General features: G+C 64.4%; 14 protein-coding genes. 6 read left to right on the forward strand and 8 right to left on the reverse strand.

The features are described from left to right. Nucleotides 1-243 precede the first annotated feature (243 nt). The 6 genes from ACIP1G_RS31040 to ACIP1G_RS31065 all read right to left on the reverse strand — a co-directional run bounded on the left by ACIP1G_RS31040 (nucleotide 244) and on the right by ACIP1G_RS31065 (nucleotide 6,249). Nucleotides 244-1,206 carry an electron transfer flavoprotein subunit alpha/FixB family protein gene (locus tag ACIP1G_RS31040; protein WP_400744210.1) on the reverse strand — a complete coding sequence of 321 codons (963 nt, stop codon included), beginning with the start codon at nucleotides 1,204-1,206 and terminating at the stop codon, nucleotides 244-246. 2 nt (nucleotides 1,207-1,208) lie between these two features. After that, nucleotides 1,209-1,958: an electron transfer flavoprotein subunit beta/FixA family protein gene (locus tag ACIP1G_RS31045; RefSeq protein ID WP_400744213.1), complete on the reverse strand. Its 750-nt coding sequence runs from the start codon at nucleotides 1,956-1,958 to the stop codon at nucleotides 1,209-1,211. A 555-nt stretch (nucleotides 1,959-2,513) separates the two neighbouring features. Continuing rightward, nucleotides 2,514-3,398, reverse strand: a complete 885-nt coding sequence (locus ACIP1G_RS31050; protein ID WP_400744215.1) for a ChaN family lipoprotein — start codon at nucleotides 3,396-3,398, stop codon at nucleotides 2,514-2,516. A 165-nt stretch (nucleotides 3,399-3,563) separates the two neighbouring features. After that, entirely contained in the window at nucleotides 3,564-4,331 is a 768-nt protein-coding gene (locus ACIP1G_RS31055; protein WP_400744218.1) for a heme ABC transporter ATP-binding protein, read from the reverse strand. Beyond that, entirely contained in the window at nucleotides 4,331-5,314 is a 984-nt protein-coding gene (locus tag ACIP1G_RS31060; RefSeq protein WP_400744235.1) for a FecCD family ABC transporter permease, read from the reverse strand. Before ACIP1G_RS31060 ends, ACIP1G_RS31055 begins: the two co-directional genes overlap by 1 nt. Before the next feature lie 50 nt (nucleotides 5,315-5,364). Further along, on the reverse strand, nucleotides 5,365-6,249 hold the full coding sequence (locus ACIP1G_RS31065; RefSeq protein WP_400744238.1) for a hemin ABC transporter substrate-binding protein: 885 nt from the start codon (nucleotides 6,247-6,249) through the stop codon (nucleotides 5,365-5,367). 148 nt (nucleotides 6,250-6,397) lie between these two features. Between ACIP1G_RS31065 and ACIP1G_RS31070 the strand changes: the two genes are divergently transcribed. Beyond that, nucleotides 6,398-6,715: a Rieske (2Fe-2S) protein gene (locus ACIP1G_RS31070; RefSeq protein WP_400744220.1), complete on the forward strand. Its 318-nt coding sequence runs from the start codon at nucleotides 6,398-6,400 to the stop codon at nucleotides 6,713-6,715. Here ACIP1G_RS31070 and sfsA read toward each other — a convergent pair. Continuing rightward, the gene (gene sfsA, locus ACIP1G_RS31075) at nucleotides 6,705-7,418 is read right to left on the reverse strand and encodes a DNA/RNA nuclease SfsA (protein ID WP_400744223.1); all 714 of its coding nucleotides are present in this window, start codon (nucleotides 7,416-7,418) and stop codon (nucleotides 6,705-6,707) included. The genes ACIP1G_RS31070 and sfsA overlap by 11 nt on opposite strands. Beyond that, on the reverse strand, nucleotides 7,418-8,590 hold the full coding sequence (locus ACIP1G_RS31080; RefSeq protein ID WP_400744225.1) for a pyridoxal phosphate-dependent aminotransferase: 1,173 nt from the start codon (nucleotides 8,588-8,590) through the stop codon (nucleotides 7,418-7,420). Before ACIP1G_RS31080 ends, sfsA begins: the two co-directional genes overlap by 1 nt. Before the next feature lie 210 nt (nucleotides 8,591-8,800). Here ACIP1G_RS31080 and dksA point away from each other — a divergent pair, with 210 nt between their 5' ends. From dksA to ACIP1G_RS31105, 5 genes are all read left to right on the forward strand, one after another. After that, nucleotides 8,801-9,244: an RNA polymerase-binding protein DksA gene (gene dksA / locus ACIP1G_RS31085; RefSeq protein ID WP_012274224.1), complete on the forward strand. Its 444-nt coding sequence runs from the start codon at nucleotides 8,801-8,803 to the stop codon at nucleotides 9,242-9,244. A gap of 62 nt (nucleotides 9,245-9,306) precedes the next feature. After that, nucleotides 9,307-10,194: a tRNA glutamyl-Q(34) synthetase GluQRS gene (gene gluQRS, locus ACIP1G_RS31090; RefSeq protein WP_400744240.1), complete on the forward strand. Its 888-nt coding sequence runs from the start codon at nucleotides 9,307-9,309 to the stop codon at nucleotides 10,192-10,194. A gap of 244 nt (nucleotides 10,195-10,438) precedes the next feature. Then, nucleotides 10,439-10,615 carry a hypothetical protein gene (locus ACIP1G_RS31095; protein ID WP_003250005.1) on the forward strand — a complete coding sequence of 59 codons (177 nt, stop codon included), beginning with the start codon at nucleotides 10,439-10,441 and terminating at the stop codon, nucleotides 10,613-10,615. Beyond that, the gene (locus tag ACIP1G_RS31100; RefSeq protein ID WP_400744229.1) at nucleotides 10,599-13,574 is read left to right on the forward strand and encodes an ATP-binding protein; all 2,976 of its coding nucleotides are present in this window, start codon (nucleotides 10,599-10,601) and stop codon (nucleotides 13,572-13,574) included. The genes ACIP1G_RS31095 and ACIP1G_RS31100 overlap by 17 nt, the downstream gene beginning before the upstream one ends. A 4-nt stretch (nucleotides 13,575-13,578) precedes the next feature. Beyond that, on the forward strand, nucleotides 13,579-15,021 hold the full coding sequence (locus tag ACIP1G_RS31105) for a sigma-54-dependent transcriptional regulator (protein ID WP_400744232.1): 1,443 nt from the start codon (nucleotides 13,579-13,581) through the stop codon (nucleotides 15,019-15,021). Nucleotides 15,022-15,196: the final 175 nt, after the last annotated feature.

Below are 15,196 nucleotides of genomic sequence, written 5' to 3' on the forward strand. Positions count from 1 at the left end.
CCGCCCGCGCGGCGCTTCGCAGCACAAGGCTGCTCCTACATCTGTTTCGGGCCAGTATCGCCTGTGCCAGCGCGCGCGACCGCCCTGTTTGTCCGCCGCGATATCGAGGTGAACGTCAAGGGGCCGCGCGCCAATGGCGCAGGAATAATTGGCCCGAAACAGATGTAGGAGCAGCCTTGTGCTGCGAAGCGCCGCGCGGGCGGCGCTCGATCTCAAAGGCGCTGAAAATGTTGTGACAAGCACCTAGCAGCCCAAATGCTTCTCCAACTCCGGCACCACCTCGAACAAATCACCCACCAGCCCATAATCGGCCACCTGGAAGATCGGTGCTTCTTCATCCTTGTTGATCGCCACGATCACTTTCGAGTCCTTCATCCCGGCCAGGTGCTGGATCGCGCCGGAAATACCGACAGCGATGTACAGCTGTGGCGCAACGATCTTGCCGGTCTGGCCGACCTGCATGTCGTTCGGCACGAAGCCCGCGTCCACTGCGGCGCGCGAGGCACCGACGGCAGCGCCGAGCTTGTCGGCCAGGCTGTACAGGTGCTTGAAGTTGTCACCGTTGCCCATGCCGCGGCCGCCGGAAACGACGATCTTGGCAGCGGTCAGCTCTGGGCGGTCGGACTTGGCCAGCGCTTCGCCAACGAAGGCCGAGATGCCGGCGTTGTGCGCAGCAGCAACCGCTTCAACAGCAGCCGAACCACCTTCCGCGGCCACGGCGTCAAAACCGGTGGCACGCACGGTGATGACCTTGACCGCAGCGCTCGATTGCACGGTGGCAATGGCGTTACCGGCATAGATCGGGCGCTTGAAGGTGTCGACGGACTCGACCGCGATGATCTCGGAGATCTGGTCCACGTCCAGCAGCGCGGCAACGCGCGGCAGGATGTTCTTGCCATTGGTGGTGGCCGGGGCCAGCACGTGGCTGTAGCCGTTGGTTCCGCTTTGCTCAACAAGCGCAACGATCAGCGGCGCAACGTTCTCTGGTAACGCGTGGGCGTAGGCGGCGTTATCGGCAACCAGTACCTTGGCCACGCCAGCGATCTTGGCAGCGGATTCGGCAACGCCGCCCACGTTCCGGCCGGCGACCAGTACGTGCACCTCACCACCGATCTTGGCGGCAGCGGCGACAGTGTTCAGGGTAGCCGGGGCTACGGCAACATTCTCCGGACCTTGTAGAAGGTCAGCGACAACCAGGATAGTCATATTCACATTACCTTCGCTTCGTTCTTCAGCTTCTCGACCAGTTCGGCCACCGACTTGACCTTGATGCCTGCGCTGCGTGCAGCCGGGGCTTCAACTTTCACGGTCTTGTTGGTGGAAATGAGGGCAACGCCCAGCGCGTCTGGCGTAATGGTTTCCAGCGGCTTCTTCTTGGCCTTCATGATGTTCGGCAGCGACGCATAGCGCGGCTCGTTCAGGCGCAGGTCGGTGGTGACGATGGCAGGCAGGTTCAGTGCAACAGTCTGCAGGCCGCCGTCGATTTCACGGGTGACGTTCAGCTTGTCACCAGCCAGTTCCACCTTGGAGGCGAAGGTGCCCTGGGCGAAGCCGGTCAGCGCCGCCAGCATCTGGCCGGTCTGGTTGTTGTCACTGTCGATGGCCTGCTTGCCGAGGATGACCAGCTGCGGCTGCTCTTTGTCGACAACGGCTTTCAGCGCCTTGGCCACGGCCAGGGAGTTCAGTTCATCGGCGGCTTCGACCAGGATGGCGCGGTCGGCACCCAGGGCCAAGGCGGTACGCAGTTGCTCCTGGGCGGCGCCCGGGCCGACGGAGACCACCACGACCTCGCTGGCGAAGCCCTGTTCCTTGAGGCGCACGGCTTGCTCCACGGCGATTTCGCAGAACGGGTTCATGGACATCTTGGCATTTGCCAGGTCGACGCCAGTGTTGTCCGCCTTGACGCGAACCTTGACGTTGTAATCGACCACTCGCTTGACGCTTACCAGTACCCTCATAGGCTCTCCAGTCATTGATGTTACGAACGCGGGGCAAGGGTTTGCCTGATAATGACGGTAGCGCAGCGGGGGTAGGCGGGGATCGTCCGTTTCAACTAGCTGGTTGGCACTTTTGGGCCGCCCTGGAAAAGCGTCTGGGCTGCGAGGTGCTTGTCATGACATTTTCAGCGCCTTTGAGATCGAGCGCCGCCCGCGCGGCGCTTCGCAGCACAAGGCTGCTCCTACATTTGTTTCGGGCCAGTCTCTCCAGTGAGGTCACCGCTGTCCGCCTTGTTTGTTCCCTTCGATATCGAAGGGGACGCCGTTGCTCTTCATCGATTTTCAGCCATGTGACAAGGATGCAACCCAACTGGCGCAGGAATAACTGGCCCGAAACAGATGTAGGAGCAGCCTTGTGCTGCGAAGCGCCGCGCGGGCGGCGCTCGATCTGTGCATCACCTCAAATCCCAAGCCATGCACCTGCAAGCCCCACCCCACTTCCCCGACGGGCAAAGCGCAGCCACTCTTCCCCCTACTTTCGCTAAAAACCCTTTTTACCCGTGGTTTTTGTAAACGCTATTGCCGCAACTGCGCGCAATAATCCTGCTCCGGCACCGCAGCCGTGTACCACACATAATCAGCTTCAGTCGCCTCGACCTGCTCGCCCACCTCGGCCAGCATCAACACCTTGCTCTCTCCTTGCGCCCCCAGGTCAGCCAAGTGCAACGGCACACCCAGGTCCTTGCGCACATGATAGGCCCCGGCAAACAGCAGCGCTGGTTGTGGCGCCGCCAGCAAGCGTTCGGCCATGCGACGGTCGCGCTGTTGCTGCACGGCCAGCATCGCCGGCAGTTGGCTTTCCGGGAGCATCCCACAGTGCCCGGCACGCACCTGCTCCAGCAAAGCGGCTTTCACGTTCGGGGCATTGGACTTCTCGCCCGCCAATGGGGCCGGATGCCGATAGGCCTGGCGCATCTCGCCAGGGGAAAGGTTGGCTGCCAGTAACGGCACCCGCTGCTGCAAGGCTTCGCGCACGATCGGCCCATACAACTGCCAATCCCAGCCATCCTGCCAGGCCAGGGCTTTGGCCAAGTCAGCCGGCAACGGTTGCCCCGCGAGCTTGTCTACCAGTGGTTGCTGCTCAGGCTGTAGCATCTCCAGCAACAGGCTGCCCTGGGTACGTTGGCCTTGCAAGGCGCGCAGCAGCCACAGCTGCAGTGCGTGATGGTCGGGGTTGTCGTGTTTCTCGCCTATCAGCACCCGCGGGGCGACTGCCAGGCGCTGCACCAGCTGCTCAGGGGTTATGACCTGGCCACTGGCAAGATCGATAATGAGCCCCAGTTCGGCACGCGTACGCCCTTCAGTGCTTTGCCAGGCAGGCAACGGCGGCAGGCTGGCTTGGCAGCCGCCCAGCGCTAGTACCAGGCAAAGTGAGAAACCGGATAGCAGCGGGTGTCGCATCGGCATTACCTCCATTCATGGCCTGCACGGTCCCCTGTAGGAGCGGCCTTGCGTCGCGATGGGGCGCACAGCGGTCCCCAGTTCTCAGCTTCGCCGCATATGTTGCCGGGGCTGCTTTGCAGCCCATCGCGACACAAGGCCGCTCCTACAACGATCGTGCCAGCGTTAGCGGGTGATGATCAGCGGATGCCCACGCTCCGGGTGCGCCTGCACCAGCACATCGATCCCGTACACCGCCTTCAACGCCGCTGGCGTCAGCACCTCTTCGGGCTCGGCAAACGCATGGCAGCGCCCTTGCTCCAGCAGCAGGATGCGATCACAGTAGCGCGCCGCCAGGTTCAGGTCATGCAGGATTACCAGCACCGCAGCGCCACGGTCGGCGAAGCGTCGCACAGCTTCCAGGGTGGTGTGCTGGTGCAGCGGGTCGAGCATCGAGGTCGGCTCATCGAGCAGCAGTGTGCTACCCGCCTCCCCCGGCCATAGCTGCGCCAGCACACGGGCCAGGTGCACCCTTTGCCGCTCACCACCCGATAACGCCAGGTAACTGCGTTCCACCAGGTGCCAGGCATCCGCCGCCTGCAACGCAGCCTCGACAATTTCCGCATCACGCTGCTGCCCGGTCCCGTGGGGCATGCGCCCCATGCCCACCACTTCCTCGACCCTGAACGAGAAACCCAGGCTGGACACCTGCGGCAGCACCGCCAGGCGCCTGGCCCGCTCCTGCCCGGCCCAGTCGGCCAATGGCTGGCCTTGTAGCGTCACCCGCCCGCGATCGGGCACCAGCTCGCCACACAGCACCCCCAGCAGGCTGCTCTTGCCAGCACCATTGGGGCCGAGCACACCCACCACCTGCCCCGGGCTCAGCTGCAGGTTAATGTCGTGCAGCACTTCATTGCTGCCCCGCCGCAGAAACAGGCCCTGCACTTGCAACATCAGCTGCGCCCTCGTATCAGCAGGAACAGGAAGAATGGCGCGCCAATAAAGGCCGTGACGATACCAATCGGCAGCTCGGCAGGCGCCAACAGCAGCCGCGCCGCCAGGTCGGCGAACAACATCAGCACGCCCCCGGCCAGCAACGAGGCAGGCAGCACCACGCGGTGGTCAGGCCCCGCCAGCAAGCGCACCAGGTGCGGCACCACCAGGCCGATGAAGCCGATCAGCCCCGCAGCCGCCACCGCCGCCCCCACCCCCAGCGCCGTGCAAAACACCAGCTCGCGCTTGAGCCGCTCCACGTCGACACCCAGGTGACGCGCCTCCGACTCACCCAGCAGCAAGGCATTCAACGCCTTGGCCCGGCGCGGCAGCCATAGCGCCACGCCCGCCGCCACCAGCAGCAAGGGCCACAGCCGCTCGTAGCTGGCGCCGTTGAGGCTGCCAAGGTTCCAGAAGGTCAATGTGCGCAAGGTGGCATCGTCGGCCAGGTAGGAGAACAGCCCCACGGCCGCGCCACCCAGCGCAGTCATGGCCACACCGGCCAGCAGCATGGTGGCAACGTTGGTCTGGCCATCGCGCCGCCCCAGGCGGTAGACCAGCGCGGTTACCCCAAGCCCCCCGACGAAAGCGCAGAACGACAGCAGATAGGGCGCGAAAGCATCCGGCATGCCGCCAAACCAGGCCCCACCGACAATCGCGACCGCTGCTCCCATCGCGGCCCCGGCAGCGACCCCCACCAGCCCGGGGTCGGCCAGCGGGTTGCGAAACAGCCCCTGCATGGCCACCCCGGACAGCGCCAGCACCGCGCCCACCGCAAGCCCCAACAGGGTACGCGGCAGGCGGATCTGGCCCAGGATCATCTCGGCCTGCTGCAGGCCGTCAGCCGCAATCGGCAGCCCCAGCAGGCGCAGGCCAGCGCGCAGGGTGTCGAACAGCGGCAGGCTGACCGGCCCCAGTGCCAATGACAGCCAGACCGCCAACAGGCACAGCAGGCTCAGGCAAACGAACAGCGTACGTGGCTGGACCCGCTGTTTCATTGGGCGAGGCTGGCCTTGGCGGTCGGGTAGAACGCCGCCGCCAGTGACTGCAGGGTCGCTGGCAGGCGTGGCCCAAGGCCACCGACCAGCAGCGTCGGGTCAAGCGATACCAGGCGCTTCTCACGCACAGCGCGCGAAGACGCCAACGCGGGGTTTTCTTTCAGCAGCGCCTGCAAAGCCTGCTCATCGGCCAGCGCCCGGTCGGAGAACACGATGACATCCGGGTCCAGTGCCGCCAGTGCTTCGTTGGAGAAATTCTTGTAGCCCTGATGCGCTGCCAGGTTGCGCCCGCCGGCCCGGCCCAGCAGCCAGTCGCCAGCGGTGCCCTGCCCGGCAATCAGCGGCTTGGCCCCGGCATGCCCGACCAGCAGCAGCACCCCTGGTGCCTGCTGCCCGGCCTGGGCTTGCTTGACCTTGGCCTGCAAGGCATCAAGCTGCTGATGGTAGCCCGCCGCCAATGTCGAAGCCTGTTGCTCTGCGCCGAGCAAGCGCCCCAGATGCTTGAGGTTTTCATCTACCGCGGCCAGGTCGGCCTTGCTGGAGAACAATTCGACCTGCACACCGGCCTTGCGGATTTGCGCCAGTACCGGCGGCGGGCCCATTTCCTCGGTGCCCACCAGAATATCCGGGCGCAGGCTGAGAATGCCCTCAGCCGACAACTGCCGCTGATACCCCACACTGGGCAATGATTTCAGCGACGCCGGGTGCTGGCTGGTAGTGTCCACGCCCACCAACCGCGCCTCACCGCCCAGCGCGCTGATCCACTCGCTTAGCGCGCCACCGGCACTGACCCAGCGCTGCGGCAGCACGGCCGCCAGGGCCTGGGTGGAGAGCACAAGGCTTGCGCACAAGGCGAGCAAGGCGACAGGACGGCGCATTATCGGGTTCCTTCTGAAGGCGGGCCGCGCGCCTTGTGGCGGGCGGCAGAACTGCGCACCATAAGCAGCCGGGCGCAGCGAATGCGGGCAATTTGATAATTATTCGCATTGAGGCGTCAAGCCATCATCTGTTTCACGAGTCGTCCTTGCCATGCACTTCCTTTGTACTTCACACAGCCTGGCCGAAGGCCAAAGCCGCGCCTTCAGCGTAGACGGCCTCGACCTGTTCGGCGTGCGCCGCCAGGGCCAGGTTTACCTGTACCGCAACCGCTGCCCGCACAAGGGCATCCCGCTTAACTGGGCAGAAGACGCGTTTCTCGATGACAGCGCCAGCCTCATCCATTGCGCCCATCACGGCGCGCTGTTCCTGATCGAAAATGGCGAATGCGTGGCCGGCCCCTGTGAAGGTGAGCAACTGCAGGCCCTGGGCTGCCACGAAGACAGCCAGGGCATCTGGTTCAAGGCGTAAGCAGCACCGGCAGGCGGCGGTCGATGATAATGCCTTCGGCGTCCAGGCGCGTGCCATAGGCCAGCACCTCAACCCCCTCCGCCACCGCAGCACGCAGGGCCTGGGCATAAGCCATATCGATTTCCTCGGCCGGGCGTACGGCGTCGATGCCGGTCAGGTTCACACAATACAGCTGCACCGCCCGCACGCCCTGCCGGGCCAGCTTCGACAACTCGCGCAGGTGCTTGGCACCGCGCTGGGTAACCGCATCGGGGAAGGCCGCGACTGTGCTGTCGGGGTAACCCAGGGTCACGCTCTTGACCTCGACATAGGCCGGGGCCCCGTCAAACTCCAGGCGAAAGTCGATGCGGCTGCCTTCCTCGCCGTAGGCCACCTCGCGCTTTAGTGCGGTGAAACCGGCCAGTTCGGCGATGATGCCAGCACGCAGAGCCTCTTCGACCAGCGCATTGGCCCGCCCGGTATTCACGCAGGCCAGCCGCCCCTGTGGCGTTTCGCTGATTTCCCAGGTACCCGGCAGCTTGCGCTTGGGGTCGTTGGAGCGGCTGAACCACACCTGCCCGCCTTCACGCATGCAGTTGAGCATGGAGCCGGTATTCGGGCAGTGGATGGTCATCTGCTCGCCGCTGGCCAGTTCGATATCCGCCAGAAAACGCTTGTAGCGGCGTAGCAGGCGGCCCTGTTCGAGTGGGGGAGCGAAGCGCATCAGCCTTGCCAGCTCCGCAGGCCGCGGGCAATGCGCTGCACTGCCTCTTCCAGGCGCGGCAGGCTCTGGGTGTAGGCAAAGCGCACATGGTGCCCGGCCAGGTGGCGGCCGAAGTCCAGGCCCGGGGTAAAGGCCAGGTGCTCGGTTTCCAGGAAGTGCCGACAGAAGGCGAACGCATCACCACCAAAGGCACTGATGTCGGCATACAGGTAGAACGCCCCCTGCGGTTCGACGGCAATGCGGAAGCCCAACTCGCGCAGGGCGGGTAACAGGTAGTCGCGGCGGCGAGCGAATTCGGCGCGGCGCTCCTCGAAAATGGCAATGGTCTCGGGCTGGAAGCATGCCAACGCGGCATACTGGGCCATGCTGGGCGCGCTGATGTACAGGTTCTGCGCCAGCTTCTCCAGGTCGGCCACCGCGCCGGGTGGAGCCACCAGCCAGCCCAGGCGCCAGCCGGTCATGCCGAAATACTTGGAAAAACTATTCAGGACGAACGCCGAGTCGTCCACTTCCAGCACGCTCGGTGCGTCCATGCCATAGGTGAGGCCATGGTAGATCTCGTCCACCACCAGGTGGCCGTGGCGCTCGTGTGTGGCTTTGGCAAGGCTGGCCAGCTCGTCGCGCCCCAGCACTGTGCCGGTCGGGTTGGCCGGCGAAGCAACCAGGGCACCGACAGTGTCCTTGTCCCAGTATCGCTCGACCAGGTCGGCAGTCAGCTGGTAGTTCACCTCCGGGCCCACTGGCACCAGCTGTGCCCCGCCCTCTACCAGGCGCAGGAAGTGGCGGTTGCAGGGGTAGCCCGGGTCGGCCAGCAGCCAGTGCTTGCCCGGGTCGACCAGCAGGCTGCTGGCCAGCAGCAGCGCGCCAGAGCCACCCGGGGTAACAAGAATGCGCTCAGGGTCGATATTCAGGCCATAACGCTGGCCATAAAAGCCGGCAATGGCTTCACGCAGCGCCGGCAGGCCGCGCGCGGCGGTGTAGCGGGTGTGCCCTGCGGCCAATGCCGCCTGGCCGGCGGCCACGATCGGTGCGGCCGTGGTGAAGTCCGGCTCGCCGATTTCCAGGTGGATCACGTCGTGCCCGGCCGCCTGCAGCTCGTTGGCCCGGGCCAGCAGCGCCATGACGTGGAAGGGTTCGATGGCGCGGCTGCGCGCACTGTAGGGGTGGGCCATGACCTTCTCTCAATTGGGTCTAAACTGTTGATTCTACCTTTGCACGGCAGCGAACGTGCGCCCCGCGCCGTTGTCAACAGCTAGGATCGGGCGGGCTAGCGCACCCCCGATCTATCTGGTAAGTTCGGCGGCTCGCAGTCGCAGGGCCGGCGGGTGCCGGAGATGGAGCAGCCTGCGCATTGGATCAGATGAGTGAGAGGCGGTCTATTCATGTCCACCGTAGAAAAGCAAAAAGCCCAGACCATGTACGGTGTCGAGCCATACGTAGAAACCAAGGGTGAAGAGTACATGGGCGAGCCCATGAAAAAGCACTTCACCAAGCTTCTCGGCGCCTGGAAGCAAGAGCTGATGACCAGTGTGGACCGCACTGTGGACCACATGAAGGACGAAGCAGCCAACTTCCCAGACCCGGCCGACCGCGCCAGCCAGGAAGAAGAATTCGCCCTGGAGCTGCGCAACCGCGATCGCGAGCGCAAGCTGATCAAGAAAATCGACAAGACCCTCGACAAGATCAAGGCCGACGAATACGGCTGGTGCGAATCGTGCGGCATCGAGATCGGCCTGCGTCGCCTGGAGGCTCGCCCTACCGCAGACCTGTGCTTCGACTGCAAGGAAATTGCCGAGAAAAAGGAAAAAACGGTCGGCAAAGGCTGATCTTTCTTCCACCTGAACGGGGCGCTCATGCGCCCCGTTTCATTTATATGCCCAGCCTGACCATGACCGACTCCAGCTACATCGGGCGCTTCGCCCCCACCCCCAGCGGTTTCCTGCACTTTGGCTCGCTGGTCGCCGCCCTCGCCTCCTGGCTCGATGCCCGCGCCGTCAACGGCCGCTGGCTGCTGCGCATGGAAGACACCGACCCGCCCCGGGAAATGCCCGGTGCCCGTGATGCCATCCTGCAAACGCTTGAGCGTTACGGCCTGGAATGGGATGGCGAGGTGGTGTTCCAGAGCCAGCGCCACGACACCTATGCCGCAGTGGTCGATCGCCTGTTCAACATGGGCCTGGCCTATGCCTGCACCTGTTCGCGCAAGCAACTGGAGGGTTACAACGGCATCTACCCAGGCTTGTGCCGCAATGCCGGGCATGCCCGTGAAGGCGCGGCGATCCGCTTGCGGGTGCCGGAGCTGATCTACCGCTTCACCGACCGGGTGCAAGGTGATTACCAGCAACACCTGGGGCGTGAGGTGGGCGATTTCGTCATCCAGCGCCGCGACGGGTTGTATGCCTACCAGCTGGCCGTGGTGCTGGACGATGCCTGGCAAGGTGTTACCGACATCGTGCGCGGCGCCGACCTGCTCGACAACACCCCGCGCCAGCTGTACCTGCAAGAGCTGCTGGGCTTTTCGCAGCCGCGTTACCTGCATATTCCGCTGATCGTGCAGCCTGATGGGCACAAGCTGGGCAAGTCGTACCGCTCGCCGCCTTTGCAGGCGGAGCATGCTACCCCGTTGTTGTTGCGGGCATTGCGCGCGCTGGGGCAGGACATCGACCCTGAGTTGCTGCTGGCGACCCCGGCTGAAGTGCTGGCTGTGGCCCGCACGCAGTGGCGGCCGGAGGCGATTGCGCGGAAAACCACTGTGCCAGAGGCCGATCTGCGCTAAAGCAGGCCCGGCCCTTTCGCGGGTAAACCCGCTCCCACAGGGACACCACAGATTCCGAAGGTGGTGGAGATCCTGTGGGAGCGGGTTCACCCGCGAAGAGGCCGCCACAGGCAACCCGCCCTCAAAAACAAAAGCCCAATAAATTCAAACCCTTGGCTAACCCTATGGATTCCCGCTAGCATCCCCCCAGCCATTTGCGCCAATAATAAGTCCAAGCCCGCAGCGCCCAACCATCGAGGCCAGCATGTACATCTATCGTTTGGTCCTGCTTCTGGTCGTGGGGATCTACCTGTTCTCCCCGGCCATCATGGACTGGTGGATCGAACCGACCGGAGCCTGGTACCGCCCTTACCTGCTCTGGCTGATCCTGATCGTCGTCACCTTTATCCTGCAGAGCCAACGAGATGCCGATGAGCTTTAGCCTGACCCAGATGATCCTGATCAGCGCCGGGTACCTGATGGTGCTTTTCGGCGTGGCCTGGGTCAGCGAGCGCGGGTTGATCCCACGTTCGATCATTCGCCACCCACTCACCTACACCCTGTCACTGGGCGTGTACGCCAGCGCTTGGGCCTTCTATGGCTCGGTGGGCCTGGCCTACCAGTATGGCTACGGTTTCCTCGCCTGTTACCTGGGCGTGTCCGGTGCGTTCCTGCTGGCGCCGGTGCTGCTTTACCCGATCCTGAAAATCACCCGCACCTACCAGCTGTCATCGCTGGCCGACCTGCTGGCGTTCCGTTTCCGTAGCACCTGGGCCGGGGCCCTGACCACCATCATCATGCTGATCGGCGTGCTGCCGTTGCTGGCCCTGCAGATCCAGGCCGTGGCTGACTCCATCAGCATCCTGACCGGTGAGCCGGTCAAGGCCCGGGTGGCCTTCGCCTTCTGCGTGCTGATCATCCTGTTCACCATCTTTTTCGGCTCGCGGCACATAGCCACGCGCGAAAAGCACGAAGGGCTGGTATTCGCCATTGCCTTTGAGTCGGTGATCAAGTTGCTGGCGCTGGGCGGCATCGGACTGTACGCGTTGTACGGCGTATTCGGCGGCCCACACGAACTTGAAGTCTGGCTGTTGCAGAACCAGACTGCCCTGGCGGCCCTGCACACCCCACTGCAGGAAGGCCCATGGCGCACCCTGCTGCTGGTGTTCTTCGCCTCGGCGATCGTCATGCCGCACATGTACCACATGGCCTTTACCGAAAACCTCAACCCACGCTCGCTGGTCAGCGCCAGCTGGGGCCTGCCGCTGTTCCTGCTGCTGATGAGCCTGGCGGTGCCGCTGGTGTTGTGGGCCGGCCTGCGCCTGGGCGCCAGCACCAACCCCGAGTACTTCACCCTGGGGCTGGGGATCGCCGCCAACAATCAGGCGCTGACACTGCTGGCCTACGTGGGCGGGCTAGCGTCTGCCAGCGGGCTGATCATCGTCACGACCCTGGCCTTGTCAGGCATGGCCCTCAACCACCTGGTGCTACCGCTGTACCAGCCGCCTGCCGAGGGCAATATCTACCGCTGGCTTAAGTGGACTCGCCGCGCGCTGATCGTCGCCATCATCACTGCCGGTTTCATGTTCTACCTGACCCAGAACAACCACCAGAGCCTGGCCAACCTCGGGATCGTCGCCTTCGTCGCCACCTTGCAGTTCCTGCCAGGCGTGCTTTCGGTACTGTATTGGCCAACCGCCAACCGCCGCGGCTTCATCGCCGGGCTGCTGGCCGGGACACTGGTGTGGACTGTTACCATGCTGCTGCCGCTGCTGGGCAACCTGCAGGGCTTCTACATTCCGCTGCTGGACATGATCTATGTGCTGGACGACACCAGCTGGCACATGGCGGCAATCGCCTCGCTGGCGGCCAACGTGCTGCTGTTCACCTTGATCTCGCTGTTCACCAACGCCAGCAGCGAAGAGGTCAGCGCTGCCGAGGCCTGCGCGGTGGACAACGTGCGTCGCCCGCAGCGCCGCGAGCTGCACGCCGCCTCGCCGCAGGAATTCGCCACCCAGTTGGCCAAGCCGCTGGGCGCCAAGGCCGCGCAAAAGGAAGTGGAGCAAGCCCTGCGCGACCTCTACCTGCCGTTCGACGAGCGCCGCCCCTATGCCCTGCGCCGCCTGCGCGACCGCATCGAGGCCAACCTGTCGGGCCTGATGGGGCCCAGCGTGGCCCAGGACATGGTCGAAACCTTCCTGCCGTACAAGTCCGGTAACGAAAACTACGTGACCGAAGACATCCACTTCATCGAAAGCCGGCTCGAAGACTACCACTCGCGCCTGACCGGCCTGGCCGCCGAGCTCGATGCCCTGCGCCGTTACCACCGCCAGACCCTGCAGGAGCTGCCCATGGGCGTCTGCTCGCTGGCCAAGGACCAGGAAATCCTGATGTGGAACAAGGCCATGGAGGAGCTCACCGGCATTGCCGCCAAGCACGTGGTGGGCTCGCGCCTGGTCACCATCGGCGAACCCTGGCGCGGCCTGCTGCAAGGCTTCATCAATGTGCCCGACGAGCACCTGCACAAGCAGCGCCTGGCGCTTGACGGCCAGCCGCGCTGGCTGAACCTGCATAAAGCGGCCATCGACGAGCCGCTGGCCCCGGGCAACAGCGGCCTGGTACTGCTGGTGGAGGACCTCACCGAAACCCAGGCGCTGGAAGACAAGCTGGTGCACTCCGAGCGCCTGGCCAGCATCGGCCGCCTGGCCGCCGGCGTGGCCCACGAGATCGGTAACCCGATCACCGGCATCGCCTGCCTGGCGCAGAACCTGCGCGAGGAACGCGAAGGCGATGGCGAGATCATCGAGCTGTCCAGCCAGATCCTCGAACAAACCAAACGCGTTTCGCGCATCGTCCAGTCGCTGATGAGCTTCGCCCATGCCGGCGGCAGCCACCAGAACAGCGAAGAGCCGGTGTCGCTGGCCGAAGTGGCGCAGGACGCCATCGGTCTGCTGGCGTTGAACCGGCGCAATTTCGAAGTACAGTTCTTCAACCTCTGCGACCCGGACCACTGGGCCGAAGGGGACCCGCAGCGCCTGGCCCAGGTGCTGATCAACCTGCTCTCCAACGCCCGCGACGCCTCGCCGCCAGGCAGCGCCGTGCGCGTGCGCAGTGAGGTCAACGAGCACACCGTCGACCTGATTGTCGAGGACGAGGGCAGCGGGATTCCGAAGAGCATCCAGGACCGCCTGTTCGAACCCTTCTTCACCACCAAGGACCCGGGCGAAGGCACCGGACTGGGGCTCGCTCTGGTCTATTCCATCGTGGAAGAGCATTATGGGCAAATCACCATCGACAGCCCGGCCGATATCGAACGGCAACGTGGCACCCGGATCCGCGTGACCCTGCCCCGGCATGTCGTAGCGACGTCCCCTGAAATTCGAGACCGTCGAGAGAATTGAATCAATGCCTCACATTCTGATCGTCGAAGACGAAACCATCATCCGCTCGGCCTTGCGTCGCCTGCTTGAGCGGAACCAGTACCAGGTCAGCGAAGCCGGCTCGGTGCAGGAAGCCCAGGAACGCTTCAGCATTGCCACCTTCGACCTGATTGTCAGTGACCTGCGCCTGCCAGGTGCGCCCGGCACCGAGCTGATCAAGCTCGGCCAGGGCACCCCGGTGCTGATCATGACCAGTTACGCCAGCCTGCGCTCGGCGGTGGACTCGATGAAAATGGGCGCGGTGGACTACATCGCCAAGCCTTTCGACCACGACGAGATGCTGCAGGCCGTAGCGCGCATCCTGCGCGACCGGCAAAACGCCCCGGCCGCCGCACCGGCAGCCGAGCCACGCGCCAGCAATGGCAAGGCTGCCCCGGCCGACAAAGGCAGCGCGGCAGCGGCCAATGGCGAAATCGGCATCATCGGCTCGTGCCCACCGATGCAGGACATGTACAGCAAGATCCGCAAGGTCGCACCAACCGACTCCAACGTGCTGATCCAGGGCGAGTCGGGCACCGGTAAGGAACTGGTCGCCCGCGCCCTGCACAACCTGTCGCGCAGGGCCAAGGCACCGATGATTTCGGTGAACTGCGCAGCCATCCCCGAGACGTTGATCGAGTCCGAGCTGTTCGGCCACGAAAAAGGCGCGTTCACCGGCGCCAGCGCTGGGCGAGCCGGCCTGGTAGAGGCTGCCGACGGCGGCACGCTGTTCCTCGACGAAATCGGCGAACTGCCCCTGGAAGCCCAGGCCCGCCTGTTGCGCGTGCTGCAGGAAGGCGAGATCCGCCGGGTAGGTTCGGTGCAGTCGCAAAAGGTTGATGTACGCCTGATTGCCGCCACCCACCGCGACCTGAAAAACCTGGCCAAGGCCGGCCAGTTCCGTGAAGACCTTTATTACCGTCTGCACGTGATCGCCTTGAAACTGCCGGCCCTGCGCGAGCGCGGCAGCGACGTGAACGAGATCGCCAACGCCTTCCTCGCTCGCCAGAAGGCGCGCATCGGCCGTGACGACCTGCACTTCTCGGCAGAAGCCGAGCAGGCGATTCGTCACTACAGCTGGCCGGGTAACGTACGTGAACTGGAAAACGCTGTGGAGCGCGCAGTGATTCTCAGCGAGAGTGCAGAAATTTCCGCTGAGCTGCTGGGCATCGACATCGAGCTGGGTGACCTGGAAGAGGATGAAATCCTCAACAACGCCCTGGTGGCGGCCAGTGCCGCGAATGCCAGCCACGAGCCGACCGAGGACCTGTCGCTGGAAGACTACTTCCAGCACTTCGTGCTTGAGCACCAGGACCACATGACCGAGACCGAACTGGCACGCAAGCTTGGCGTCAGCCGCAAGTGCCTGTGGGAACGCCGCCAGCGCCTGGGTATTCCACGGCGTAAGAGCAACGCTACCAGCGAGTAACGCCGTACGCCGAGGCCTATGTGGCGCCGGTGAGATCGAGCGCCGCAGGTGTTCGCCGCAACATTTTCAGCGCCTGTGAAATCGAGCGCCGCCCGCGCGGCGCTTCGCGGCTAAAGCCGCTCCTACGTTTGTTTCGGGCCAGTATCGCCTGTGCCAGACGCGCGCGACCGCCTTG

Origin of the sequence: Pseudomonas sp. NPDC089392, from assembly GCF_044749595.1 — a bacterium.
Lineage (GTDB): Bacteria > Pseudomonadota > Gammaproteobacteria > Pseudomonadales > Pseudomonadaceae > Aquipseudomonas.

What these genes read in the sequence shown, in the direction of transcription:
- ACIP1G_RS31040 (WP_400744210.1), bottom strand. Translation starts at nt 1,206, where the DNA reads ATGACTATCCTGGTTGTCGCTGACCTTCTACAAGGTCCGGAGAATGTT.
- ACIP1G_RS31045 (WP_400744213.1), bottom strand. Translation starts at nt 1,958, where the DNA reads ATGAGGGTACTGGTAAGCGTCAAGCGAGTGGTCGATTACAACGTCAAG.
- ACIP1G_RS31050 (WP_400744215.1), bottom strand. Translation starts at nt 3,398, where the DNA reads ATGCGACACCCGCTGCTATCCGGTTTCTCACTTTGCCTGGTACTAGCG.
- ACIP1G_RS31055 (WP_400744218.1), bottom strand. Translation starts at nt 4,331, where the DNA reads ATGTTGCAAGTGCAGGGCCTGTTTCTGCGGCGGGGCAGCAATGAAGTG.
- ACIP1G_RS31070 (WP_400744220.1), top strand. Translation starts at nt 6,398, where the DNA reads ATGCACTTCCTTTGTACTTCACACAGCCTGGCCGAAGGCCAAAGCCGC.
- sfsA (WP_400744223.1), bottom strand. Translation starts at nt 7,418, where the DNA reads ATGCGCTTCGCTCCCCCACTCGAACAGGGCCGCCTGCTACGCCGCTAC.
- ACIP1G_RS31080 (WP_400744225.1), bottom strand. Translation starts at nt 8,590, where the DNA reads ATGGCCCACCCCTACAGTGCGCGCAGCCGCGCCATCGAACCCTTCCAC.
- dksA (WP_012274224.1), top strand. Translation starts at nt 8,801, where the DNA reads ATGTCCACCGTAGAAAAGCAAAAAGCCCAGACCATGTACGGTGTCGAG.
- gluQRS (WP_400744240.1), top strand. Translation starts at nt 9,307, where the DNA reads ATGACCGACTCCAGCTACATCGGGCGCTTCGCCCCCACCCCCAGCGGT.
- ACIP1G_RS31095 (WP_003250005.1), top strand. Translation starts at nt 10,439, where the DNA reads ATGTACATCTATCGTTTGGTCCTGCTTCTGGTCGTGGGGATCTACCTG.
- ACIP1G_RS31100 (WP_400744229.1), top strand. Translation starts at nt 10,599, where the DNA reads ATGCCGATGAGCTTTAGCCTGACCCAGATGATCCTGATCAGCGCCGGG.
- ACIP1G_RS31105 (WP_400744232.1), top strand. Translation starts at nt 13,579, where the DNA reads ATGCCTCACATTCTGATCGTCGAAGACGAAACCATCATCCGCTCGGCC.